Annotated in this window: 20 protein-coding genes and 1 pseudogene; 12 read left to right on the top strand and 9 right to left on the bottom strand. The window is 58.4% G+C overall.

All coding sequences use genetic code 11. The features are described 5' to 3' along the window. Window positions 1–3: 3 nt before the first annotated feature. Window positions 4–1431 (top strand): exodeoxyribonuclease I, encoded by a 1428-nt coding sequence (sbcB, locus tag HZ99_RS10455; protein WP_038442857.1) that lies wholly within the window; start codon window positions 4–6, stop codon window positions 1429–1431. 89 nt (window positions 1432–1520) lie between these two features. Here sbcB and mvaT read toward each other — a convergent pair whose 3' ends face one another. After that, window positions 1521–1895, bottom strand: a complete 375-nt coding sequence (mvaT, locus tag HZ99_RS10450) for a histone-like nucleoid-structuring protein MvaT (protein WP_029295469.1) — start codon at window positions 1893–1895, stop codon at window positions 1521–1523. Between the two features lie 349 nt (window positions 1896–2244). Between mvaT and purU the strand changes: the two genes are divergently transcribed. Together purU and HZ99_RS10440 are read left to right on the top strand one after the other, a co-directional pair. Then, window positions 2245–3093: a formyltetrahydrofolate deformylase gene (gene purU, locus HZ99_RS10445; protein ID WP_038442855.1), complete on the top strand. Its 849-nt coding sequence runs from the start codon at window positions 2245–2247 to the stop codon at window positions 3091–3093. A gap of 86 nt (window positions 3094–3179) precedes the next feature. Then, the gene (locus tag HZ99_RS10440) at window positions 3180–3377 is read left to right on the top strand and encodes a hypothetical protein (protein WP_038442854.1); all 198 of its coding nucleotides are present in this window, start codon (window positions 3180–3182) and stop codon (window positions 3375–3377) included. Between the two features lie 56 nt (window positions 3378–3433). On the opposite strand, the gene HZ99_RS29570 is transcribed toward HZ99_RS10440, so the two are convergent. Then, complete coding sequence (locus HZ99_RS29570) at window positions 3434–4198, bottom strand: methyl-accepting chemotaxis protein (RefSeq protein ID WP_404942454.1); 765 nt, start codon at window positions 4196–4198, stop codon at window positions 3434–3436. Window positions 4199–4291: 93 nt separating this feature from the next. Then, window positions 4292–5323: pseudogene (locus HZ99_RS29565) on the bottom strand (cache domain-containing protein); the annotation flags it as partial. Between the two features lie 197 nt (window positions 5324–5520). Here HZ99_RS29565 and HZ99_RS10430 point away from each other — a divergent pair. Then, window positions 5521–6999 carry a helicase HerA-like domain-containing protein gene (locus HZ99_RS10430; RefSeq protein ID WP_038448042.1) on the top strand — a complete coding sequence of 493 codons (1479 nt, stop codon included), beginning with the start codon at window positions 5521–5523 and terminating at the stop codon, window positions 6997–6999. A gap of 92 nt (window positions 7000–7091) precedes the next feature. Here HZ99_RS10430 and HZ99_RS10425 read toward each other — a convergent pair whose 3' ends face one another. Beyond that, window positions 7092–7547, bottom strand: a complete 456-nt coding sequence (locus HZ99_RS10425; RefSeq protein WP_038442852.1) for a DUF721 domain-containing protein — start codon at window positions 7545–7547, stop codon at window positions 7092–7094. A gap of 308 nt (window positions 7548–7855) precedes the next feature. Between HZ99_RS10425 and secA the strand changes: the two genes are divergently transcribed. The 3 genes from secA (at window position 7856) to HZ99_RS10410 (ending at window position 13009) form a co-directional block, all read left to right on the top strand. Then, entirely contained in the window at window positions 7856–10591 is a 2736-nt protein-coding gene (gene secA, locus HZ99_RS10420) for a preprotein translocase subunit SecA (RefSeq protein WP_038442851.1), read from the top strand. Window positions 10592–10711: 120 nt separating this feature from the next. Further along, entirely contained in the window at window positions 10712–11929 is a 1218-nt protein-coding gene (gene argJ / locus HZ99_RS10415; protein ID WP_038442850.1) for a bifunctional glutamate N-acetyltransferase/amino-acid acetyltransferase ArgJ, read from the top strand. A gap of 135 nt (window positions 11930–12064) precedes the next feature. Then, window positions 12065–13009, top strand: a complete 945-nt coding sequence (locus HZ99_RS10410; RefSeq protein ID WP_038442849.1) for a Nudix family hydrolase — start codon at window positions 12065–12067, stop codon at window positions 13007–13009. A gap of 196 nt (window positions 13010–13205) precedes the next feature. Here HZ99_RS10410 and HZ99_RS10405 read toward each other — a convergent pair whose 3' ends face one another. The 3 genes from HZ99_RS10405 to HZ99_RS10395 are packed head-to-tail and all read right to left on the bottom strand — an operon-like array spanning window position 13206 to window position 16788. Further along, window positions 13206–13784 carry a cob(I)yrinic acid a,c-diamide adenosyltransferase gene (locus tag HZ99_RS10405; protein ID WP_038442848.1) on the bottom strand — a complete coding sequence of 193 codons (579 nt, stop codon included), beginning with the start codon at window positions 13782–13784 and terminating at the stop codon, window positions 13206–13208. Between the two features lie 2 nt (window positions 13785–13786). Then, a complete protein-coding gene (locus HZ99_RS10400) occupies window positions 13787–15823 on the bottom strand; it encodes a sensor histidine kinase (protein WP_038442847.1) in 2037 nt (678 codons plus the stop codon). Between the two features lie 47 nt (window positions 15824–15870). Next, entirely contained in the window at window positions 15871–16788 is a 918-nt protein-coding gene (locus tag HZ99_RS10395) for a putative 2-dehydropantoate 2-reductase (RefSeq protein ID WP_038442846.1), read from the bottom strand. 137 nt (window positions 16789–16925) lie between these two features. Here HZ99_RS10395 and HZ99_RS10390 point away from each other — a divergent pair, with 137 nt between their 5' ends. From HZ99_RS10390 to HZ99_RS10380, 3 genes are all read left to right on the top strand, one after another. Then, window positions 16926–17411 carry a YajQ family cyclic di-GMP-binding protein gene (locus HZ99_RS10390; RefSeq protein ID WP_007933288.1) on the top strand — a complete coding sequence of 162 codons (486 nt, stop codon included), beginning with the start codon at window positions 16926–16928 and terminating at the stop codon, window positions 17409–17411. Between the two features lie 127 nt (window positions 17412–17538). Continuing rightward, window positions 17539–18381: a mechanosensitive ion channel family protein gene (locus tag HZ99_RS10385; RefSeq protein WP_038442844.1), complete on the top strand. Its 843-nt coding sequence runs from the start codon at window positions 17539–17541 to the stop codon at window positions 18379–18381. 133 nt (window positions 18382–18514) lie between these two features. Continuing rightward, complete coding sequence (locus HZ99_RS10380; protein WP_033902000.1) at window positions 18515–19492, top strand: IS5 family transposase; 978 nt, start codon at window positions 18515–18517, stop codon at window positions 19490–19492. Between the two features lie 267 nt (window positions 19493–19759). Here HZ99_RS10380 and HZ99_RS10375 read toward each other — a convergent pair whose 3' ends face one another. Next, a complete protein-coding gene (locus HZ99_RS10375; RefSeq protein WP_038442843.1) occupies window positions 19760–21055 on the bottom strand; it encodes an OprD family porin in 1296 nt (431 codons plus the stop codon). Between the two features lie 727 nt (window positions 21056–21782). Between HZ99_RS10375 and HZ99_RS10370 the strand changes: the two genes are divergently transcribed. Continuing rightward, window positions 21783–22208 carry an HIT domain-containing protein gene (locus HZ99_RS10370; RefSeq protein ID WP_038442842.1) on the top strand — a complete coding sequence of 142 codons (426 nt, stop codon included), beginning with the start codon at window positions 21783–21785 and terminating at the stop codon, window positions 22206–22208. Between the two features lie 3 nt (window positions 22209–22211). Continuing rightward, window positions 22212–22418 (top strand): SlyX family protein, encoded by a 207-nt coding sequence (locus tag HZ99_RS10365; RefSeq protein WP_038442841.1) that lies wholly within the window; start codon window positions 22212–22214, stop codon window positions 22416–22418. A gap of 82 nt (window positions 22419–22500) precedes the next feature. On the opposite strand, the gene HZ99_RS29425 is transcribed toward HZ99_RS10365, so the two are convergent. Continuing rightward, window positions 22501–23103 (bottom strand): cold-shock protein, encoded by a 603-nt coding sequence (locus tag HZ99_RS29425; RefSeq protein ID WP_038442840.1) that lies wholly within the window; start codon window positions 23101–23103, stop codon window positions 22501–22503. Window positions 23104–23437 lie beyond the last annotated feature (334 nt).

Genomic DNA, 23437 nt, shown 5'->3' with positions numbered 1-23437 from the left:
CCCGTGACCTCGATCTTCTGGTACGACTACGAAACCACCGGCATCAACCCGCGCAGCGACCGTCCACTGCAGGTCGCCGGGATTCGCACCGACCTTGACCTCAATGAGATAGGGCCGCCGGTCAACCTCTATTGCAAACCCAGCGACGATATCCTGCCGCATCCGGCTGCGTGCATGATCACGGGCATTACTCCTGGCCAACTGGCGGAAAAAGGTCTGGCCGAAGCCGATTTCATGACGCGGGTGCATGCCGAGCTGGCGGCTCCCGGCACCTGCGGCGCGGGCTACAACACCTTGCGTTTTGACGATGAAATGACGCGCTACAGTTTGTATCGCAATTTCTTCGACCCATACGCACGTGAGTGGCAGGGCGGCAACAGCCGCTGGGACTTGATCGATGTGCTGCGCACAGCCTATGCGCTGCGCCCCGACGGCATCGTCTGGCCCGAGCAGGACGGGCGCGTGACCCTCAAGCTGGAGCGCTTGACGGCGGCCAATGGGATTGACCATGGCCAGGCTCACGAGGCCCTGGCCGACGTGCGCGCCACCATTGCCCTGGCACGCCTGGTCCGGGACAAACAACCCAAGCTGTACGATTGGTTGTTTCAACTGCGCAGCAAACAGCGGGTCATGGATCAGATCCGCCTGTTGCAGCCCATGGTGCATATTTCCGGGCGTTTCTCGGCCGAGCGTCATTACCTTGGGGTTGTTCTGCCGCTGGCGTGGCATCCGCGCAATCGCAACGCGTTGATTGTCTGTGACCTGGGGCTCGACCCACAGGGGCTGCTGGATCTGGATGCACAAACCCTGCGCCAGCGCCTGTACACCCGCCGCGATGAGTTGGCTGAAGGCGAGTTGCCGGTGCCGCTCAAGTTAGTGCACATCAATCGTTGCCCGGTGGTCGCCCCGCTGAGTGTGTTGCGTGCGCAAGACCAGCAGCGTTTGAACCTGGATATGAGTGAAATCCAGGCCCGAGCACTGCGGCTAACTGACGCACAGGAACTTTGGCAGGATAAATTGCCGGCGATTTATGCCGAAGAAGATTTCGCCGCAAGCGCCGACCCGGAGCAACAGCTCTACGACGGTTTTATTGGTGACCGGGATCGGCGTTTATGTGAGCAAGTCCGGGCTGTGGAGCCTGCGCAATTAGCACGTCAGCAATGGCCTTTTGATGATCATCGTTTGCCGGAATTATTGTTTCGCTATCGTGCCCGTAACTTTGCGTACACCTTGGACGATGAAGAGCAACAACGCTGGAAACTATTCTGTCAGCAACGATTGTCAGATGTGGATTACGGTGCACCCAATACCCTTGAGAGTTTCAATAAGGCCAGGCTTGAGTTGGACGTTAGTGCTACATCGTTTCAGCGTCAGGTTTTGGATGAATGGCAGGACTATGCAGATGATTTACGCCAGCGTCTGAGTCTGTAATCGGTGTTTTATAAAAAACGGGCAATAAAAAACGCCAGCGTGCTGGCGTTTTTTATTGTGTCGCGAATCTGGTCGAGACCTGGCGAGCCTTAGCCCAGCAGGGTAGCCCAACCTTCAACCACGTCACCGCCCCACTTGGCTTTCCACTCTTTCAGGGTCTTGTGGTTGCCACCTTTGGTTTCAATCACTTCACCGTTGTGCGGGTTTTTGTATTGCTTGACCTTGCGCGCGCGCTTGGTGCCGGTAACTTTTACCGCGCCGCGTGGTGCTTTAACTTTCGATTCCGGATCCAGCAGCGCAATGATGTCACGCAGGGATTTGGAGTATTCACCCATCAGGGTGCGCAATTTGCCTTCGAATTCCAGCTCGGTTTGCAGTTTGTCGTCTTGGGACAGATTCTTCAAACGGGCTTGAAGCTCTTTGATAGCTTCTTCGGTGGCACGGTATTCGTTGATCAGGGACATGTGGACTACCTTATGCGGGGCGCTGAGGGATAGGGATAGTGGCCTAATAATAGTCAGGCAACTCCCCCAAGTAAACATTTAAGCTCGGTTTTATGTAATTTACTTTGAATGTTTGTAGCCAGAGGCGTGGAACGCACTATTTAGTGCGCTCGGGCCGCTAAAGATATTTTCATTAGATCTTGGCTAATTGTGGTAACAGATGCTTGTACTGACATAGTGCTCAGGTAAAAGCCGTACGCTGTTTAGGGACTCCGCAAGGAATCGCGCGAATAAGCGATGAGGAATACTGCAGTTTTTCTACGGTGTCGCTAGAATAGCGGCCTTTGCGAAGTTCTGGAGTTTGCCCCTAATGCGCACTTTTCGTCTGGTGATTGCCTGCCCGGATCGGGTTGGTATCGTCGCTAAAGTCAGTAACTTTCTGGCCTCCCACAACGGCTGGATCACCGAAGCGAGTCATCACTCGGACAATCTCAGTGGTTGGTTTTTCATGCGTCACGAAATTCGTGCTGACACGTTGCCCTTTGGCCTGGAGGCATTTCGCGAGGCATTTGCGCCTATCGCCGAAGAGTTTTCGATGACATGGCGCATCACTGACACCGAGCAGAAAAAACGCGTGGTCCTGATGGCCAGCCGCGAATCCCATTGCCTGGCAGACTTGCTGCACCGCTGGCACAGCGATGAGCTGGACTGTGAAATTGCCTGTGTGATTTCCAACCACGACGACTTGCGCAGCATGGTTGAGTGGCATGGCATTCCGTACTACCACGTGCCGGTCGACTCGCAGGATAAACAGCCGGCCTTCACCGAAGTCTCGCGCCTGGTCGAACAGCATGAAGCGGATGTCGTGGTTCTGGCGCGCTACATGCAAATTCTGCCGCCGGAACTGTGCCGCGAATATGCAGGCAAGGTGATCAACATTCACCATAGCTTCCTGCCGTCGTTTGTCGGTGCCAAGCCGTACCACCAGGCGTCCCTGCGTGGGGTGAAGCTGATCGGCGCAACCTGCCACTATGTCACCGAAGAGCTGGACGCGGGTCCCATCATTGAGCAGGACGTGGTACGCGTCAGCCACAGCGACAGCATTGAAGACATGGTGCGCTTCGGCCGTGATGTCGAGAAAATGGTTCTGGCCCGTGGCCTGCGCTATCACCTGGAAGACCGCGTGCTGGTGCATGGCAACAAGACCGTAGTGTTCTGATCGACTGTTTTTAGTTGAAGCAAAAAGGGCCTGGGCGTTAAATCACCCAGGCCTTTTTTATTGGTGCCAGTCATGAGGAGCGAACGGTGAGTGATCCCCTGGATAAAGCTACTTCCCGAGCGCCTGCCACGCTGGGCGAGGGATGTTTGAGTCGCTATGACCCGGAGGCCCTGGATGCCGACGACGGCACGGACTTTCCCGACGCGGCCCGGTTGTGGGAACAGTTGCAGGAAGAGTCAGAGCCGCACGAAAAGCCCGGCTCTGGCAAAAACAACGCAGATTGAATGTAGGAGCTGTCGAGCCCAAGCGAGGTGGCTCCTACAGTTGGTTTGCGGTGTGTTTAGATACGGAAGCTCCCCACCAGTTGTTTCAGGCGTGCTGCCTGCTGTTCCAGGTCTGTGCAGGCGCGCAAGGTAGATTGCAGGTTTTCCACGCCTTCCTGATTGAGCGTATTGATTTCGGTGATATCGATGTTGATCGATTCCACCACCGAAGTCTGTTCTTCGGTAGCGGTGGCCACCGATTGGTTCATGCCGTCGATTTCACCAATGCGCTGGGTCACGCTGCTCAGGCGTTCGCCTGCCAGGTTGGCGATTTCTACGCTGTCGAGGCTATGACGCTGGCTTTCGCTCATGGTGCTGACAGAGTCTCGGGCGCCGACTTGTAGCTCCTCGATCATCTTTTGTACCTGTTGTGCCGATTCTTGCGTGCGATGGGCCAGGTTGCGCACTTCGTCGGCCACTACCGCGAACCCGCGCCCGGCTTCCCCGGCGCGTGCCGCCTCGATGGCAGCATTGAGCGCCAGAAGGTTGGTTTGCTGGGAAATACTGGTGATCACTTCAAGGATCTGCCCGATATTCACGGTCTTGCTGTTAAGTGCCTCGATATTGCTGCTGGAGGTGCTGATCATCTCGGACAATTGCGTCATGGCCTTGATGTTGCGCTCCACCACTTGCTGGCCATCTTCGGCCAGGTGGCGTGCATCGCTGGCCTGGTGCGAGGCCTGGGCGGCGTTACGGGCAATTTCCTGGGCGGCGGCACCCAATTGGTTGATCGCTGCCGCGACACTGTTGGTGCGGTTGGCCTGTTCGTCAGAGTTGACCATCGACGAGTTGGAAGCACTGACCACACGCAGCGCTACTTCATTGACTTGGCCGGTGGCGGAGGATACTTCGCGAATCGACGTATGAATTCGCTCCACGAAGCGGTTGAAGGCTTTGCCGAGAATGCCGAATTCGTCATGGTTCTGGATGGTCAGGCGGCGTGTCAGGTCGCCTTCGCCATCGGCAATGTCTTCCATGGCGCGGGTCATCACATGCAGCGGTTGCATCAGCACACGAATCAGCATACCCAGCAACCCGATGATGATCGCCACGGCAATCACCGTGGCAATGATGGCCGAGGTGCGGAATTCGCTGAGCATGGCGAAGGATTTGTCTTTGTCTACCGACAGACCGATATACCAGTTCACCGACGGCAAGCCCTTGATCGGGGCGAAGGTAACGATGCGGGTCTTGCCCTCCACCTCGATTTCACTGAAGTCGGCATTGATCTTGATGGGCTGGTTCGGGTAAGCCTCGCCGAGGGTCTTCATCACCAGGCTTTTGTCCGGGTGGACCAGGATCTTGCCGTCGGCACTGACCAGGAACGCGTAGCCCATGCCACCGAAGTTCAGTGCGCCGATGTTGTCTACCAGGGTTTGCAGGCTCAGGTCACCGCCCACCACGCCGACGCTTTGCCCGGCCTTGCTGCTGGGGGTGGCAATGGAAATGATCAACTGGTCGGTGGCCGCGTCGATATAGGGCTCAGTCAGGGTCGAGCCATTGCTGGTCTGGGCGCCTTTGTACCAGGGGCGCGCGCGCGGATCGAAGCCTTCGGGCATCTTTGCGTCCGGGCGAATGATGAAGCCGCCTTTGCTGTCCCCCAGGTAGGTTGCCATGAACGAAGACGTCAGGGCTTTCTGCTCCAGCAGGCTTGCGACTACCGTCGGTTCGGGGTTGATGGCGATGTTCTGGGCGGCGTTTTCCACCAGGACAATGCGCCCGGCCAACCAGCTCTGGGTATTGCTGGCGGTAACGCTGCCCATTTCATGTAGATAGCTGTTGAGGTCGTTGCGAATGGCATTACGTTGCAGGTAGTCGTTGTACAGCGTAAACAACGCAAATGCGGCAATGACGATAAGGGCGGCTGCAAGCAGGATTTTGTGGCTGAAGCGCAGATTTTTATTCATAGCTCGTCGTGTCCGCTAAGGTCTTAATGTCCGAGGCGCGTCTTTTATGGAAACGCACAAATGGCAGCGTTAAATAAAGTGTGATATTTCCATCTGCTCCTGTAGGAATTATCTGATCTAACTTTTTTAGACTTTTTGGGTCTCTCGCTTTGTCTGTATCGACTGTGCAGCGCTAAAGATTAACCATGGGTGACAAAATGCCTGACTCCTCGCAACTTCTTATTGGCGCAGACCTCGAAGGCCAACCTATCGCCCAGGCCATGCGCCTGGCTAACCGCCATGGCCTGATCGCTGGCGCTACCGGCACCGGCAAGACCGTGACCTTGCAGCGGCTGGCGGAGGCGTTCAGTGATGCTGGCGTCGCAGTGTTCGCTGCCGATATCAAGGGTGACCTGTGTGGCCTCGGTGCCGCAGGCAACCCCCAGGGCAAGGTGGCCGAGCGTATCGCCGGCATGCCGTTCCTGAACTATGCGCCTAAGGCGTATCCGGTAACGTTGTGGGATATCCACGGTCAGTCCGGTCATCCACTTCGTACAACCTTGAGCGAAATGGGCCCGCTGCTGCTGGGCAGCCTGCTGGAGCTGACTGACAGCCAGCAGTCGACCTTGTATGCAGCCTTTAAAGTGGCGGATCGTGAGGGCTTGCTGCTGCTGGACCTCAAGGACCTCAAGGCGCTGCTCAATCATCTCAAGTTCAACCCGCAGTTGCTGGGCGATGACGCGGCCCTCATGACGACCGGCTCCAGCCAGGCTTTGCTGCGGCGCCTGGCGGTGCTGGAACAGCAGGGCGCAGAAGCCCTGTTCGGCGAGCCGGCGTTGCAACTGGAAGATATTCTGCAGCCGGCCAGTGATGGGCGAGGGCGCATTCATCTGCTCGATGCCAGCCGTCTGGTGCACGAGTCGCCCAAGGTCTATGCGACTTTCCTGCTGTGGTTGCTGGCGGAACTGTTCGAGCAGTTGCCGGAGCGCGGGGATGCCGACAAGCCGCTGCTGGCACTGTTTTTCGACGAGGCCCATTTGCTGTTCGCCGATACGCCCAAGGCATTGCAGGACCGCCTGGAGCAAGTGGTGCGGCTGATCCGTTCAAAAGGGGTGGGGGTGTATTTTGTCACCCAGTCGCCGGGGGATTTACCGGATAACGTGCTGGCGCAACTGGGCTTGCGGATCCAGCATGGCTTGCGCGCATTCACCACCAAGGAACAGAAATCCCTGCGGGCGGTGGCGGATGGTTTCCGACCAAACCCCGCGTTTGATGCCCTGGCAGTGTTGACTGAGTTGGGCACCGGTGAGGCGCTGGTGGGCACGCTGCAGGAAAAAGGCACGCCCGAGGTGGTCCAGCGGGTGCTGGTAGCGCCACCGCAATCGCGGATCGGGCCATTGACCGCCGCCGAGCGCGCGGCATTGATCGCCAGTTCATCGCTGTTGGGGCGCTACGACAAGCCGGTTGATCGTGAGTCAGCCTATGAAGTGTTGATGGCGCGCAAGGAGTTGGGGCCGGAGGCTGGCGCTGCGCCTGCTGCTGAAGAGCCGAGTTTCACTGACAAGGCCGGGGCGTTTCTGGGAACTACAGCGGGCAAGGCCCTGAAGTCGGCGATGCAGCAGGCGGCGAACCAGATGGGCCGTCAGTTGGTGCGCGGGCTGCTGGGGTCTTTGCTTGGCGGTAGCAAGCGCAAGTAGCACTTGTAGGAGCCTGCTTGCCGGCAATGCTCGTCAATGATGGCTGAGTGCCTGTGGCGTCCTGGCGGGCGCCATCGCCGGCAGGCCAGCTCCTACGTTTTGGGTTTGGCATGAGCGGCCAGCCGCTCAAGCGCCGCACGCAGCTTCGGATCTGCAATCCCGTCTGCTGTCGCCTGGATGGTTTCGGCGGCACTCACCGACAAGTCCAGGGTATGGCCCTGCGCGCCTTGTTGTACGGTCGGCGGTTGGACCTTGAACTGGATGCGCAGCAAACTCTCAAATACCTCGAACGCCTGTAGCTGGCGCTGCAAGCGTTTTTGCTGATAGCGCAGGCGCGTCGCCCAATGCCCGTCGGTGACGATCAGCAGCAGCGTACCTTCACGCCACGACGCCACATGGCAGTGCTCGCGAGCCGCAGGTTGCAGTTGGCTTTCCAGCAGGCGTTGCAGGTGGCCCAGGCGTTGCGCATGGCTAAAGATGGCTTTTAAAGGCTTGGCTTCGCGCAGCAACACGGCGGGAGCACGGGCCGTAAGAGGGCGAAATGCCATGGTCTAGACACCTTAGGTAACAGAGCCGCCATGGTAGCAGAAAGCGTGTGCGGCACCGTGGCCATTGCTTTGTCAGCAGTTTATCCATTAAATCAATAAGTAACTTCTCGCTCGAATGGGTTGAAGTTCAGCAAAAAGCCCTTATTTTAAACAAGCCCTCCCGGAACGCTGTGCCTGCATCGTGGAACAACGCCACTTTCCTCACCCTCGTTTCCGGGTAGAATGCTCGTTCGCATGCGGCCGTGAGGGCTGCTCGGGCGACTTACGGGGCGCCCCTTCATCCCTAATGTGTGGAAGAACCTGCCGATATGTTTGCGCCTTTGTTAAAGAAACTTTTTGGAAGCAAGAATGAGCGCGAAGTCAAACGCATGCTCAAGACGGTGCAGCTGGTCAATGCCTTCGAAGAGCAGATGGTTGCCCTGTCGGACGAGCAGTTGCGCGCCAAGACCGAAGAGTTCAAGGCCCGCATAGCCAAAGGTGAATCCCTCGACAAGCTGCTGCCCGAAGCCTTTGCGGTTGCCCGCGAAGCCGGTAAGCGTGTCATGGGCATGCGCCACTTCGACGTCCAGTTGATCGGCGGCATGACCTTGCATGAAGGCATGATTGCCGAAATGCGTACCGGTGAAGGCAAGACCCTGGTGGCAACCCTGGGCGTCTACCTCAACGCACTGTCCGGCAAGGGCGTGCACGTTGTGACGGTGAACGACTACCTGGCCCGCCGGGACGCCAACTGGATGCGCCCGCTGTATGAGTTCCTTGGCCTGACCGTCGGCGTGGTGACGCCGTTCCAGCCGCCTGAAGAGAAGCGCGCCGCCTACGCTGCCGACATCACCTACGGCACCAACAACGAATTCGGTTTCGACTACCTGCGCGACAACATGGCGTTCAGCATGGAAGAAAAATTCCAGCGTGAACTCAACTTTGCCGTGATCGACGAAGTCGACTCCATCCTCATCGACGAAGCCCGTACCCCGCTGATCATCTCCGGTCAGGCCGAGGACAGCTCGCGCCTGTACACCGAAATCAACAAGTTGATCCCGCGCCTTGAGCAACATATCGAGGAAGTGGAAGGTGTGGTGACCAAAGAAGGTCATTACTCCATCGACGAGAAGACCCGTCAGGTCGAGCTTAACGAAGCCGGTCACCAGTTCGTCGAAGAGATGCTGACCCAGATCGGCCTGCTGGCTGAAGGTGAAAGCCTGTACTCGGCACACAACCTGGGCCTGTTGACCCACGTGTATGCTGGCCTGCGTGCCCACAAGCTGTTCCATCGCAACGTCGAATACATCGTCCAGGACGGCCAGGTGGTACTGGTCGACGAACACACCGGCCGTACCATGCCCGGTCGTCGTTTGTCCGAAGGCCTGCACCAGGCCATCGAAGCCAAGGAAGTGCTCAATATCCAGGCCGAGAGCCAGACGTTGGCCTCGACCACCTTCCAGAACTACTTCCGCCTGTACAACAAGCTGTCCGGCATGACCGGTACTGCGGATACCGAAGCGTTCGAATTCCACCAGATCTATGGTCTGTCGGTGATGGTCATCCCGCCGAACAAGCCGCTGGCGCGCAAGGACTACAACGACCTGGTGTTCCTGACCGCCGAAGAGAAATACGCGGCGATCATCAACGATATCAAGGAAGGCATGGCCCAGGGCCGTCCGATCCTGGTGGGTACCGCGACCATCGAGACTTCCGAGCACGTTTCCAACCTGCTCAACAAGGAAGGCATCGAGCACAAGGTTCTCAACGCCAAGTTCCACGAAAAAGAAGCCGAGATCATCGCCCAGGCCGGTCGCCCGGGCGCACTGACCATTGCGACCAACATGGCCGGTCGTGGTACCGACATCCTGCTGGGCGGCAACTGGGAAGTGGAAGTGGCCTCCCTGGACAACCCGACCCCTGAGCAGATCGCCCAGATCAAGGCTGACTGGCAGAAGCGCCACCAGGCTGTGCTGGAATCCGGTGGCTTGCAGGTGATCGCGTCCGAACGTCATGAATCGCGTCGTATCGACAACCAACTGCGTGGCCGTGCCGGTCGTCAGGGTGACGCCGGTTCCAGCCGTTTCTACCTGTCCCTGGAAGACAGCCTGATGCGCATCTTCGCCTCGGATCGGGTGAAGAACTTCATGAAGGCCTTGGGGATGCAGTCCGGTGAAGCGATCGAGCACCGTATGGTGACCAACGCCATCGAAAAAGCCCAGCGCAAGGTTGAAGGCCGCAACTTCGATATCCGTAAGCAATTGCTGGAGTTCGATGACGTCAACAACGAACAGCGTAAAGTGATTTATCACATGCGTAACACGTTGCTGGCCGCCGACAATATCGGCGAGACCATTGCCGACTTCCGCCAGGACGTACTCAACGCCACCGTCAGTGCCCATATCCCGCCACAGTCGCTGCCTGAGCAGTGGGATGTTGCCGGTCTGGAAGCTGCGTTGAAGAGCGACTTTGGTGTCGATCTGCCGGTCCAGCAATGGCTCGACGAAGACGATCACCTGTACGAAGAACCCCTGCGCGAAAAACTGATGGCCGAATTGCTGGCCGCGTACAACGAGAAAGAAGAGCAAGCCAGTGCCGAAGCGCTGCGCACCTTCGAGAAACAAATTGTGCTGCGTGTGCTGGACGACCTGTGGAAAGACCACCTGTCGACCATGGACCACCTACGCCATGGTATCCACTTGCGTGGCTACGCCCAGAAGAACCCGAAGCAGGAGTACAAGCGCGAGTCGTTCACGCTGTTCTCCGAGTTGCTGGATTCGATCAAGCGCGATTCGATCCGTGTGCTGTCCCACGTTCAGGTGCGTCGCGAAGACCCGATCGAAGAAGAAGCCCGCCTGCGCCAGGAAGCCGAAGCCCTTGCCGCGCGCATGCAGTTCCAGCATGACGAGGCGCCAGGCCTTGAGTCGCCACAAGTGTTGGGCGAAGAGGTCGATGTGGCCTTGTCCCAGGCACCGGTGCGCAACGAACAGAAGCTGGGTCGCAACGAGCCGTGCTGGTGCGGTTCGGGCAAGAAGTTCAAACACTGCCATGGCGAAATCAACTAAGATTTTTGCCTGACGCTGCAATACCCCGCGCCGCGACCGGCATCAGCCGTCGCGGCGTTTTGCCATTTAATCACCGTCGACGACGACGGTGCAGACACCACATCGTTAAGGAGCGCATTCATGGCTGTTGGTCTTGGTCCTTTGCCCACGTTGCACCCGGTTGCCGGTTTTGAACTCGGTATCGCTTCGGCCGGCATCAAGCGTCCCGGGCGCAAGGACGTGGTAGTGATGCGCTGTGCCGAAGGCTCGACCATCGCGGGCGTGTTCACCCTGAATGCGTTTTGTGCAGCGCCTGTGATCCTTGCCAAGCAACGTGTCGAAGGCCCGGTGCGCTATCTGCTGACCAACACCGGCAACGCCAACGCCGGTACCGGCGAGCCTGGCCTGGCGGCGGCTGCGCGCACCTGCGCCAGGCTTGCAGAACTGACCGGTGTGGAGGCCAACCAGGTGCTGCCTTACTCCACTGGGGTGATCGGCGAGCCGCTGCCCGTGGAAAAAATCGAAGGCGCCCTGCAAGCCGCGCTGGACGATCTGTCCGTGGATAACTGGGCGGCCGCGGCCACCGGGATCATGACCACCGACACCTTGCCCAAGGGCGCCAGCCGCCAGTTCGTGCATGAAGGCGTGACCGTCACCGTGACGGGCATCAGCAAAGGTGCGGGCATGATCCGCCCGAACATGGCGACCATGCTCGGCTACATCGCCACCGACGCCAATGTCTCCCGCGACGTGCTGCAGAACCTGATGCTCGATGGCGCCAACAAATCTTTCAACCGCATCACCATCGACGGCGATACTTCGACCAACGACTGCTGCATGTTGATTGCCACCGGCAAAGCCAACCTGCCGCAAATCACCTCCTCCAACGGCCCGTTGTTCGCGGCGCTGAAGCAGGCGGTTTTTGAAGTGTGCATGGAAGTGGCCCAGGCCATCGTGCGCGACGGCGAAGGCGCGACCAAGTTCGTCACCGTTGAAGTCAACGGCGGCGGCAATCACCAGGAGTGCCTGGATGTCGGCTACACCGTGGCTCACTCGCCGCTGATCAAGACCGCGCTGTTTGCCTCCGACCCGAACTGGGGCCGGATCCTCGCGGCGGTTGGCCGTGCCGGCGTGCCGAACCTGGATGTAAGCAAGATCGACGTGTTCCTTGGCGATGTGTGTATCGCCAGCCGGGGCGCCCGTGCCGAAACCTACACCGAAGCCCAAGGCTCGGCGGTGATGCAGCAGGAAGAAATCACCATCCGTATCGAGTTGGGGCGCGGCGAGTGCAGCGAAACCATCTGGACCACTGACCTGTCCCACGAGTACGTGAAGATCAACGCCGAATACCGCACCTGATACCTGTTCAGGGCACTGTAGGAGCCGGCTTGCCGGCGATAAAACGAATTGACGCCGCGGTTATGCAGCAAGTACGCGTCATCATTAACGATCATCGCCGGCAAGATGCGAGACAGGTTTAAAGGACGCAATACCGTGAAACGAGTTCATGTAGCAGCCGCAGTCATTCGCGGTACCGATGGCCGGATTCTGCTGGCGCGTCGCGCAGATACCCAGCACCAGGGTGGCCTCTGGGAATTCCCCGGTGGCAAGGTGGAGGCCGATGAGTCGGTTGTCACCGCACTGGGGAGAGAGTTGCAGGAAGAATTGGGTATCCAGGTCACCACAGCGCGGCCGCTGATCCAGGTACAGCATGATTACCCGGACAAGCAGGTGTTGCTGGATGTCTGGGAGGTCTCGGCGTTTACCGGCGAGCCCCATGGCGTGGAAGGCCAGCCCCTTGAATGGGTGGCGCCACGGGACTTGCAGAATTACGAGTTCCCAGCGGCCAACGCGCCAATCGTCGCCGCGGCCCGTTTACCCGCTGACTACCTGATTACCCCGGGCGAACTGGAAACCCCGGTGCTGTTGCGCGGTATCCAGAAAGCCATTGCCACTGGCATCAAGCTGATCCAATTGCGTGCGCCCAATGGTTACGACCCCAAGTACCGCGACCTGGCGGTGGATGCCGTGGGGTTGTGTGCCGGCAAGGCGCAATTGATGCTCAAGGGGCCGTTTGAATGGCTCGGTGATTTCCCGGCAGCGGGCTGGCACATGACCTCGGCGCAACTGCGCAAATATGCCAGCAAAGGCCGGCCGTTGCCCAAGGATCGCTGGTTGGCGGCGTCTTGCCATAATGCCGAGGAGCTGGCATTGGCCGAATTGATGGATGTGGACTTTGTCACCCTGTCACCGGTGCAGCCGACCCAGACTCACCCTGATGCGCTGCCGTTGGGTTGGGAGCAGGCGGCGCAGTTGATCAAGGGTTTCAGCAAACCGGTGTTCCTGTTGGGTGGGGTTGGGCCTGACGAGCGGGAGAAGGCTTGGGAAAGTGGGGCGCAGGGTGTAGCAGGGATTCGGGCGTTCTGGCCTGAGGTTTGAGTCGTCAGTGATTGCCCCATCCCCCTGCAGGAGCCGGCTTGCCGGCGAAGGTCGTTAACGATGACGTTGGATACCTGACACCCCTCGGTGTTCTTGCTTGCGTCATCGCCGGCAAGCCGGCTCCTACAAGGGATGTAGCTTCGCGCTCTGGTTCTGATCTGGCTTTTGGTCTGCGTCAAACCATGATGCCTATCTCTCAGTGCGGCTTAGCCGCCGCCTGCCACAAAATCTCCGCAACCCCCTGGCGCCTGGCAATCACTCGCGCTGCGACAAACAGCAAATCCGATAGCCGATTGATATACGCCAACCCCACCCCCTCCAACGGCTCCAGCGCATTCAATTGCTGGCAACGCCGCTCGGCGCTGCGGGCCAGGCTGCGGCACACATGGGCCTGGGCAATCAGCGCCGAGCCGCCGGGCAGGATGAAGTTTTCCAATGGCCCCACTTCATCATTCCAGCGATCAATCGCAGCTTCCAAGCGGTCCACCTCGCCCGCATTAAGCGCCTTGTAGACCGGCATCGCCAGCTCGCCGCCCAGGTCAAACAGTCGGTGCTGGCAGGGTGTCAGTACCTCGATCACATCCTTCAGTGTCGGATGCTGGCCGCAGTGTTCCTCAAGGCCGGCCAGCAGCAGGCCCAATTGGCTGTTGAGGCTGTCGACTTCGCCGATCGCCTCCACTCGGGGGTGATCCTTGGGCACGCGGCGACCGTCACCCAGGCCGGTTTCGCCTTTGTCGCCGGTACGGGTGTAAATTTTCGACAGGCGAAAGCCCATGGTCAGTGCTCCAGTTGAGTCAGTTCGAGGGGGGCAAGCTGGCTGCCGGCCAGCGGCAGGCGCAAGGTAAAGCATGTGCCCTGGCCCAGGGTGGAGTGAACCTCCATCTGGCCCTTGTGATTGTTGGTGATGATGAAGTACGAGACCGACAGGCCCAGCCCCGTACCCTGGCCGATTTCCTTGGTGGTGAAGAAAGGTTCGAAGGTGCGCTTGCGCACGCTCTCACTCATGCCGATGCCATTGTCCTCCACCTGGATCTCGGCCCATGGCGGGTTGAGCCGGGTACGCAGGATGATGCGCCCAGGTTCGCTGTCGTCTTCGCGCAGGTGGATGGCCTGGGCGGCGTTTTTCAGCAGGTTGAGCAATACCTGTTCCAGTTCGTTGGCGGTGCCTGGCACTGGGCCCAGCGATGGGTCGAACTGGCGAATGATCGCCTGGCCCTTGAAGTCGAAACCGATCGTCAGGTCAAAGTCGTTACCGGCAATTTCTACCGCTTGGTCGATCAACGCCGGCAGGTCGCAAGGTGCCATCTGGCGGTTGCTGCGGCGGCTGAAGCTGAGCATATGGGTGACGATTTTTGCTGCGCGGGCCCCGGCTTGCTGGATACCGTCGAGCAGTTGTGGCACTTCGCGGCTTTGCAGGTAGCGGTTGACGGTTTCCAGTTCCACGCCTACTTGCTCGGCGTGCTCCTGGTTTTTTGGCAAATCTGTCGACAGCCGCCGCCGGATGTTCTGCACGTTGTGCAGGATCGCCCCCAGGGGGTTGTTGATTTCATGGGCCATGCCAGCGGCCAGCCCGCCGACAGACAGCATCTTCTCCGACTGCACCATCATTTCTTCCAGGGACAGGCGCTGGGTGATGTCATCGATACGGATCACCACCCCACGCCCGGCGCCGCCCATCAGCGGGTAAAAGGTCAGGGCATAGTGCCTGGGTTCGTCGTCCTTGACCCAGGTGACGCGCTCGATGCGCTCCACTGTGTGTTGTTCCACGGTGGCCTTGAGCTGGGGCAGATAGGGTTTGAGCGGCTCAAAAGCGAGGAAGATTGGCTGGTTCAGCGCTTCCCCCAGGCGCGTGCCGGAAAGGGCACTGGCTTCCTGGTTCCATTGCGTGACATAGAGCTGCTCGTCCAGGGCGATCAAGGCGGACGGCATGGAGTCGATGATGCTGTTCAGATAATTCTGAAAGCCGGTGAGTTTTTTCTCGATCTTGCTGCGCACCTGGACTTCCAGCTCCAGCTTGCGGTTGGTATGCCGCGTTTCCTCGGCCAGGCCCTGGGCTTGGTCATAGGCGGCCTGGGAGTCGTCCCGCGCGCGCTTGAGTTGCTGCTCCCGGGCTTCGATGCGTGACAGCATGGTATTGAACGCTTCGGCCAGGCTGCCGATTTCGTCATGGTTGCCGCGACCGGCCCGCAGGGCGTAGTTCTCTTCGCGGGTTACCTGGCGCGACAACTCTTCCAGTTCGTGGATGGGCCGGGTAATCAGGCGCTTGATCTGCCGGGCGATCACCAGCCACAGCAGGATGCTGAAAATCAGGATGCCGAGGCTGGCGGTCAGGGTGCCGGTGTAGAAGGCGACCGGCAGTTCGCTGCTGGCCACCAGCAACAGATGCCCGGAGGGTTGGCTGGGGCGGGGCAGGGTGATGACTTGATTGCTACGAAATTCGGTAATCCGCCAGGCTTCGATATCGCGGTAGTGCGCTGGCAGTTGCAGGTGATCACCTTGTTGCAACTGTGCCAGGCGATTGCCTTCGCCGTCATACAGGGCCGCCGCCCGCAGCGGCGAATAGCTGGTCAGCTCGTTGAGCAGGGCATCGGCCTTGGCGGGAGAGTCCAGGGCTTGCGCGGCAAGGGCCGGGTTGGACACCAGCCTGCCAATCGCTTGCAAGGCTTGGGGGGCCATGCTTTCCTGGGAGATCCAGTAGGCGGCGCTGATAAAGGTCAGGTTAGCCACCAGCAGTACAGTGGTCAGCAGTACCAGCAGGGCCGCCAGCAGTTTCTGCCCAACGGGGAGATTTTCGAGACGTTGGCGCAGTGGCATCAGGTTGTTTCGCAGGCAAGGATCAAGTTGGCAGGGTAGCGCGTGCTTCAGTCACTGGGCAATCCGCGTGCGTCCAGGTAGCCGGCCAGGCGTACATGCAGCTGTTGCAGGTGTGGCAGGCTCAGGCGATGGCGCAGGGCCGCCTGACAGGCGTGGCCGAGCAGATAGCTGATCTCGGTGCGCCGCCCGTTGGCCACATCCTGGTACATCGACGAGAAGTTGCTTGCCGTCGCCTGGATTACCCGCTCCACTTCGGCCGGCAGGTCCTGGGCCGCCGCCGGCTGGCCGCAGCACTCCAGCAGTTCGGCGAGTTCGGCGCACAGGGTCGCGACTTCGCAGTGATGCTCCTGCAACCCACCGTTGCGGCATTGATAGAGCACGGTCAGTGGATTGATCGCACAGTTGAGCGCCAGTTTTCGCCACAGGCGCGTGAGGATATCGGTGCTCCATTGGTGGGGAATGCCGGCCGTATGCAAGTCCTCCAGCCACCGCGGCGCCGTGGGATGGCTGGCGTCACCCAGCCAGGTAAAGCCATGGCCGGCGAACACCACGCTGCCATCATTTTGGCGAAACGCGCCCTCGGTGCTGGAAGCGAAGATGCAACGCGTCTGGGGTAGCTGCGCGGCAACTGCATCCTGGCTGCCCAGGCCGTTTTGCAGCAGGATCACCTCCGCGTTGGGTGTCAGGCGTTGGGCCAACTGTGCGACGGCGCCTGGGGCGTCGTAGGCTTTGCATGCGACCAGCAGGCGATCAATTGGCTCGGGGCTGTCGGATGTCTGTGCAATCACCGGGTAAGTGTGGGCATGCCCCTGTTCGACCAGGGTCAGCCCCGGCGATGCCTGATAACTGGCCAGGCGCGCCTGATCCCGCAGGATCAGCGTCACAGGCAGGCCCGTGCGGGCCAGGCGTGTGGCCCATAATGTGCCGAGACTGCCTGCGCCGAGGACATGCCAGGTGGTGGACATCAATTTTGCTCCGTCGGCCTTTGGGTGAGCCAAGCAGCTCAGGGTAAAGAGCCGTTATAATGCCCCGGCATTTTACCCGCAAGCCAGGCGTGCTCCATCTCTACTGAGCCGCGCCCCTTTTTTATTGGAGAAACTACATGCCGTCGTTCGACGTGGTATCTGAACTGGACAAGCACGAAGTCACCAACGCCGTCGAGAACGCCGTCAAGGAGCTGGACCGTCGCTATGACTTGAAAGGCAAGGGCAGCTTCGAGTTCAAGGAAAAGGAACTGACGGTCAACCTGACCGCTGAAGCCGATTTCCAGCTGGAAGCGATGATCGAGATCCTCAAGCTGGCCCTGGTCAAGCGCAAGATCGATGTGCAGTGCCTTGAAGTCAAGGATGCCTATGCTTCGGGCAAGTTGATGAAGCAGGAAGCCGTGCTCAAGGAAGGGATCGACAAGGAACTGGCGAAAAAAATCGTCGCTCATGTCAAGGACGCCAAGCTCAAGGTCCAGGCAGCGATCCAGGGCGAGCAGGTGCGTATCACCGGTAAGAAACGCGACGATTTGCAGGAAGCGATTGCCGCCCTGCGCGCCAAGACCTTCGACATGCCGCTGCAGTTCAATAACTTCCGCGATTGACCCGGTTTTGGGGAACCCGTAGGGCTTTTCGACGTCCCACGCCCCAGAACTTGCAGAAACGATTGAGCCCTACGGGGCTCAATTGCTGTGGCGACCTCTATATGCAGTGGTAAACAGGAGAATCTAGATGGACTTGAACGCTGAAGTGGATCAATTGATCAAGGCTTCCCAAGCCTGGGTCCCGATGATCATGGAGTACGGCAGCCGGGTATTGCTGGCGGTACTGACCCTGGCCATCGGCTGGTGGCTGATCAACAAACTGACCCACAAAGTAGGGCGCCTGCTGGCCTTGCGTAATGCTGACCTGGCGTTGCAGGGCTTTGTGACCAGCCTTGCGAATATCGTGCTCAAAGTGATGCTGATTGTCAGCGTGGCCTCGATGATCGGTGTCGAAACCACCTCGTTCGTCGCCGCGATTGGTGCCGCGACCCTGGCCATTGGCCTGGCGCTGCAAGGCAGCCTGGCCAACTTTGCCGGTGGCGTGTTGATCCTGTTGTTCCGCCCGTTCCGTATCGGTGACTGGATCGAGGCCCAGGGTACTTCGGGTACCGTCGACAGCATCCAGATCTTCCATACGGTGATCCGGACCGGCGACAACAAGACAGTCATCGTGCCCAACGGCATCTTGTCCAACGGCATCATTACCAACACCAATCGTCAGCCGACCCGCAAGGTGGTGTTTGACGTGGGTGTCGACTACGACGCTGACCTGCAGAAAGCCCGGGCAGTGTTGCTGGAGCTGGCCAAGGACCCACGGGTATTGGCTGACCCGAAACCTGAGGCCGTGATTTCGACCCTGGGCGACAGCTCCATCACGGTTTCCCTGCGGGTATGGACCAAGACTGCGGATTACTGGGATGTGCTGTTTATGTTTAATGAGCTGGCACGTGACCGTTTGAAAGCGGCCGGGATTGATATTCCGTTTCCTCAGCGAGTTATCCGGGTGATGCAGGAAGCAGCAGCCAAGTAAGGGCGGGGATTGAACTTGGCCGAAAGGTCAAGTTTTATTCGACTCTTGCATCTGGATAGCTAGGGAAACTCTGAAAAAGACTTCCAAATCTGGTGAGATACGGCTGTCCCACGAACTGAACGGTTGAGCCCCGATGAAGCAAATGTCTTTCGCTGATGCCGAGTACGCAGGCAAACGTAAGCAGACCCGCCGTGAGCGTTTCCTGATTGAGATGGATCAGGTCGTGCCCTGGAAAGGCCTGATTGCGTTGATCGAGCCGCATTATCCGAAGGGTGAAGGCGGTCGTCCGGCGTATCCGTTGATGGCCATGCTGCGGGTTCATCTGATGCAAAACTGGTTCGGCTACAGCGATCCGGCGATGGAAGAGTCCCTCTACGAAACCACGATTCTGCGCCAGTTTGCCGGGCTGCATTTGGATCGGATTCCGGATGAAACCACGATCCTCAACTTCCGCCGGCTGTTGGAAAAACATGAGCTGGCCGGTGGGATTTTGCAGGTCATCAACGGCTATTTGGGCGACCGAGGTTTGCTGCTGCGTCAGGGAACTGTGGTCGATGCGACGATCATTCATGCGCCCAGTTCGACCAAGAACAAGGACGGTAAACGCGACCCCGAAATGCACCAGACAAAGAAAGGAAATCAGTACTATTTCGGGATGAAATCGCACATCGGTGTCGATGTTGAATCCGGTCTGGTACATAGCGTGGTGGGCACGGCGGCGAATGTGGCGGACGTGACTCAGGTCGATCAGTTGCTGCATGGCGAGGAAACTTACGTCTCTGGCGATGCCGGTTACACCGGCGTGGAGAAGCGTGCGGAGCATCAACATCGCCAGATGATCTGGTCGATCGCAGCGCGCCCCAGCAGCTATAAGAAGCATGCAAAAAAGAGCCTGATCGGTCGCATGCGCCGCAAAATCGAATACGCGAAAGCTCAAGTCCGGGCCAAGGTTGAGCATCCATTCAGGGTGATCAAGCGCCAGTTTGGTTATACGAAAGTCCGCTTCCGAGGCTTGGTGAAAAACACCGCGCAGCAGACCACACTGTTTGCCTTATCGAACCTGTGGATGATGCGAAAACGACTGTTGAATGCAGGCGAGGTGCGCCTGTGATGTGGACAATGAGCCCTGAAAAGGTGCTATTCCGCAAAAAACAGTGAACTGACAGGAGGAAAGGTCTGATTTTCGATTAAGTCGGTGTTTTTTGAACCTCAGACAGCGAGGCCGTTAAAAACGGCTGCTTACTTCAGACCTTCCCTAGCTTGCTAGTTATTCTGTGATGTAAAAAAACTGCAATAAAAAAGCCGCTCACAAAGTACCAAGTGAGCGGCTTTTTATTAGAGTCGAGACTCTAATTCATCATTGTAATTAATCTGCCAATTACAAGATGTTCAGTGGGTATTGCGCGATCAGGCGCAGTTCATCAATAGACGAAGAACCGTAGTAAACGCCATCAGACGAGCGATAAGTCGCTTGACGAATACGCAGGCTCAGGTCTTTGGCCGGGCCGCTCTGGATCACATACTTGGCCTCAAGGTCACGTTCCCACTCTTTGCCGTTCGAGGTCAGGGCCGTGTTGGCACCACTACCGGTGATGTACGCAGCCAGGAAGCTCAGGCCAGGTACACCGAAGGTGGCCATGTCGAGGTCGTAACGGGCCTTGAAGGATTTTTCGCCTTCGGCGTTGAAGTCGGAACGGGCCACCGAGTTGGCCAGGAACACTGTACCGCCGCCATCGATGCCGTAGCCGTAGTCGCCATCGCCGGTAACCTTCTGGGCTGCCAGGGTGAAGGTGTGTGCACCGATGGTGTAGGCACCCTGCAAGCTGAACGCGCGGTTGTCGAGTTTGGTAACGTTGTCTTTGTAGGCGCGCTGCAGGCCGGCACCGTCGCTCTTGGTGTCGTAGATGTTGAAGTCTACGGCTACCGACTGGTCATCGCTCAGGGCGTGGGTCCAGTTGACGTTGGCGTAGTATTTGCGCCAGTAGTCTTCAACTTTCGAGTAGTAGAGGCTGGTGGTGAACTCAGGCGTCCAGCCGTAGGTACCGCCCACGAAGTTGGCTTGCTTGATGCCCCGGGAGGTTTCAGGGAAGTCGAGGATACTGTCCTTGAAGGTCTGGGCCTGCGCGACGCTGGAGGTGAAGTGACCGGCTTCGAGCTTGAGGTCCTTGATCTCGTTACTGACGATCGAGATACCTTGCGGCAGCTCCGGCAGCAAGCGACTGTCGTCAGATGCAAATACCGGTGCGGTGGTGTACTGGTCGCCGACTTTCAGCACGGTATTGGAGAGACGGAACTTGATGGCGCCGCCGCCCTTGGAGTAGTCATCCTGCGAGCGACCGTCGGAACCGGTCGGGAACAAGCCAGTGCCACTGCGACCTTTGCCGCTGTCCAGTTTCACGCCCAGCAGGCCGATGACGTCAACACCGACACCAATGGTGCCCTGGGTGAAGCCCGACTGGTACAAGCCGTTGAAGCCCAGGCCGGTTTCCCGGGTGTAGCTTTTGCCCGAATTGTTGTTACGGTTGTCCCGGCTGAAGTACAGGGTGCGGGTATTGATGCTGAAGGTACTGTCTTCGACAAAGCCTTTGGCATCATCTTGGGCGGACGCCATTGCGAACTGTGAGGTGCCTGCTGAAACAGCGAGGGCGATCATGCTCCACTTCATCACGCGCATCGTGATTTGCTCCTTTGGATTTAGGAAGAGTACTGCCGTCCCACCTGTATTTTTGTCTGGGCGACTCTTTCTTTTTTGTGACAACGCAAACTTATAGCACGCCGGCAATAATTGGCGATACTTGCACATCTGTCCATTCAGCTTCTTTGCGAGGCTGTCGTAAATTGCTAGATCCATGTCGCAAATTTACAGTCTGTTTGTAACCAGACTGACAACTTCAATACTGTTTTTAATACCCTCGGCAGAGGTGGAAAATACCCTGCCCAAAGTTTTAAAACTTCCTGTTTGTGTATTGACTCACTGTTCTTTTTATCGTGAAACACTGCCTTCCTGGCAAGTGCTGTTGCCGACGATGTGGGAGTGAATGCAACAAGCGTGCTCAAACTGACAGGCAGATGTCATTTTTTCGTGAAAAATAGGGTGGGTCTGTGAAAACCGCTTGGGCACGGGGCTTTGGCGTGGTTTTTTTTGGAATTTCGGACACCGGTTGTGCGGGATTTCGAACGGGTAAAAATGCGTTTCTGTCAGAAATGTTACCGGTCCACCCTGTGCAGTGAGTAATCGGCGGATAAGCCTTGCCCGATGCGGGGCATAAAAGACTCATTTTGGTGCGTTGGTGCCGGGCAGGCCGATTGCCTGTGGGCATGGGTGGATTGCCCCGTGAAGCAGGCGCCATTCGCAGGTATGCTGGGCGCCTGAAACTGACTAGCCGAACGGAGTAACTGCGGTGTTCGCCTTGGATCCACGTCTGCAAAACGACACCTGGCCCATCGGGGAATTCCCCCTGTGCCGGCTGCTGCTGTCCAACGACTCAAACTACCTATGGCTTATCCTGGTGCCACGGATTGCAGGTATCAGCGAAGTGTTCCAGCTTGATGCGGGCGACCAGTCCCGGTTGTGGCAAGAAACCACAGCATTGGCGCAGTTGCTCAATGAAGGGTTCGGCGCCGATAAAATGAACATTGGCGCCCTGGGTAACGTGGTCAACCAATTACATGTGCACGTGATAGTGCGCAAGCGCAGCGATGTGGCCTGGCCCGCCCCGGTCTGGGGTCGACACCCGGCAGTGCCTTACACCGACGAGCAGGTGGCGGTGATTCGAAGCCGCCTGCGCGAGTTGTTGCCGCCCGAATTCACTTTTGCCCAGGACTGAGCCATGGACCTGCAAGACCGAGTGATGGACCTTGAGAGCCGCCTGGCTTTCCAGGACGACACTATCGAGACATTGAATGACATCCTGGTTGTCCAGCAGCGTGCGGTAGAGCGCCTGCAATTGCAGATGACCGCCTTGCTCAAGCGCCAGGAAGAAATGGGCGGGCAGTTCGAGTCCTCCGAGGAAGAAGCGCCGCCGCCTCATTATTGAGGGTTGGGGAAAGCTCCCGACCATAAAAAACCGCGATGCAGTATCAACGGCATCGCGGTTTTTTTTCGGGCCTTGCCTGGGATCAGCGACGCGGCAGTGCAGCGATCACGTCTTCCGCTTGCAGGCCTTTGTCACGGTTCATGACGGAGAACTCCACGCGCTGGCCTTCTACCAGGACGCGATGGCCTTCGCCGCGAATGGCCCGGAAGTGGACGAAGATATCGTCGCCCGAGTCCCGGGAAATAAAGCCGAAGCCCTTGGAGGTGTTGAACCACTTGACGGTCCCGGTATCCCGGTTGGTCATGTCGTAGTTTTGCGAGGTGGCAGGTGCAGACGAGCGGTAAAAGCTGATGGCCAGGTGAAGAACGATAGCGGCAGCAGCAATGGCCAGGCTGAGCAGGATGGCCGGGTGGCCGCCGACTTCAGGCATGGGCGCCAGGAGGGTGAGGGTTTGTACGACGACAGCCAGGACCAGCAGTGCGCTGACCAGGTTTTGCAGTTGATGGCGTGTGCCTTTGTTCCAGTAGGGAATCACTGGCGCCAGCGTCAGGTTGAGAAGGCCGAACAGAGCCAGGTACAGCGCGTCGTGTTGTTGCAGGTACGGCAGGCTTTCTGGTTGCAGGCTCGGGATAAAGGACAGCAGCAAAGCTGCAGCGCCCGTTAGCAGGTGGACGATTTTCAACATTTTGATTAACTCACGTTAAGACGGATCACGAAGGAAGAGCTGACTGGCACGGTTCGCTTCTGAACAATGGGAGGCGTTGGGCACGTGCGCGATTATTCAGCCTATGCCGCTTGCCGCAGGAAATAGCGGTGGCGACACGCTGCCTATTTAACAGCAAAGCCTGTGCCTTCTCAAATCAAGCGTTTCAAGGCGTTGCGAAGATTATGGCATTTCTGCGGCAAACCCTTGTCCTAGACGGGTGTGGGTGTTTTTTGCCGCGCCAGGCCTTGCCGGCCGTGGTCGAACGCGATGCAAAGAGGCGATTTGCCGCAGGCCTCGTGTGGCAGTAGGGCTG

Source organism: Pseudomonas fluorescens (genome assembly GCF_000730425.1).
Taxonomy (GTDB): Bacteria; Pseudomonadota; Gammaproteobacteria; order Pseudomonadales; family Pseudomonadaceae; genus Aquipseudomonas; species Aquipseudomonas fluorescens_X.
This window is presented reverse-complemented; position numbering and strand designations above follow the sequence as displayed.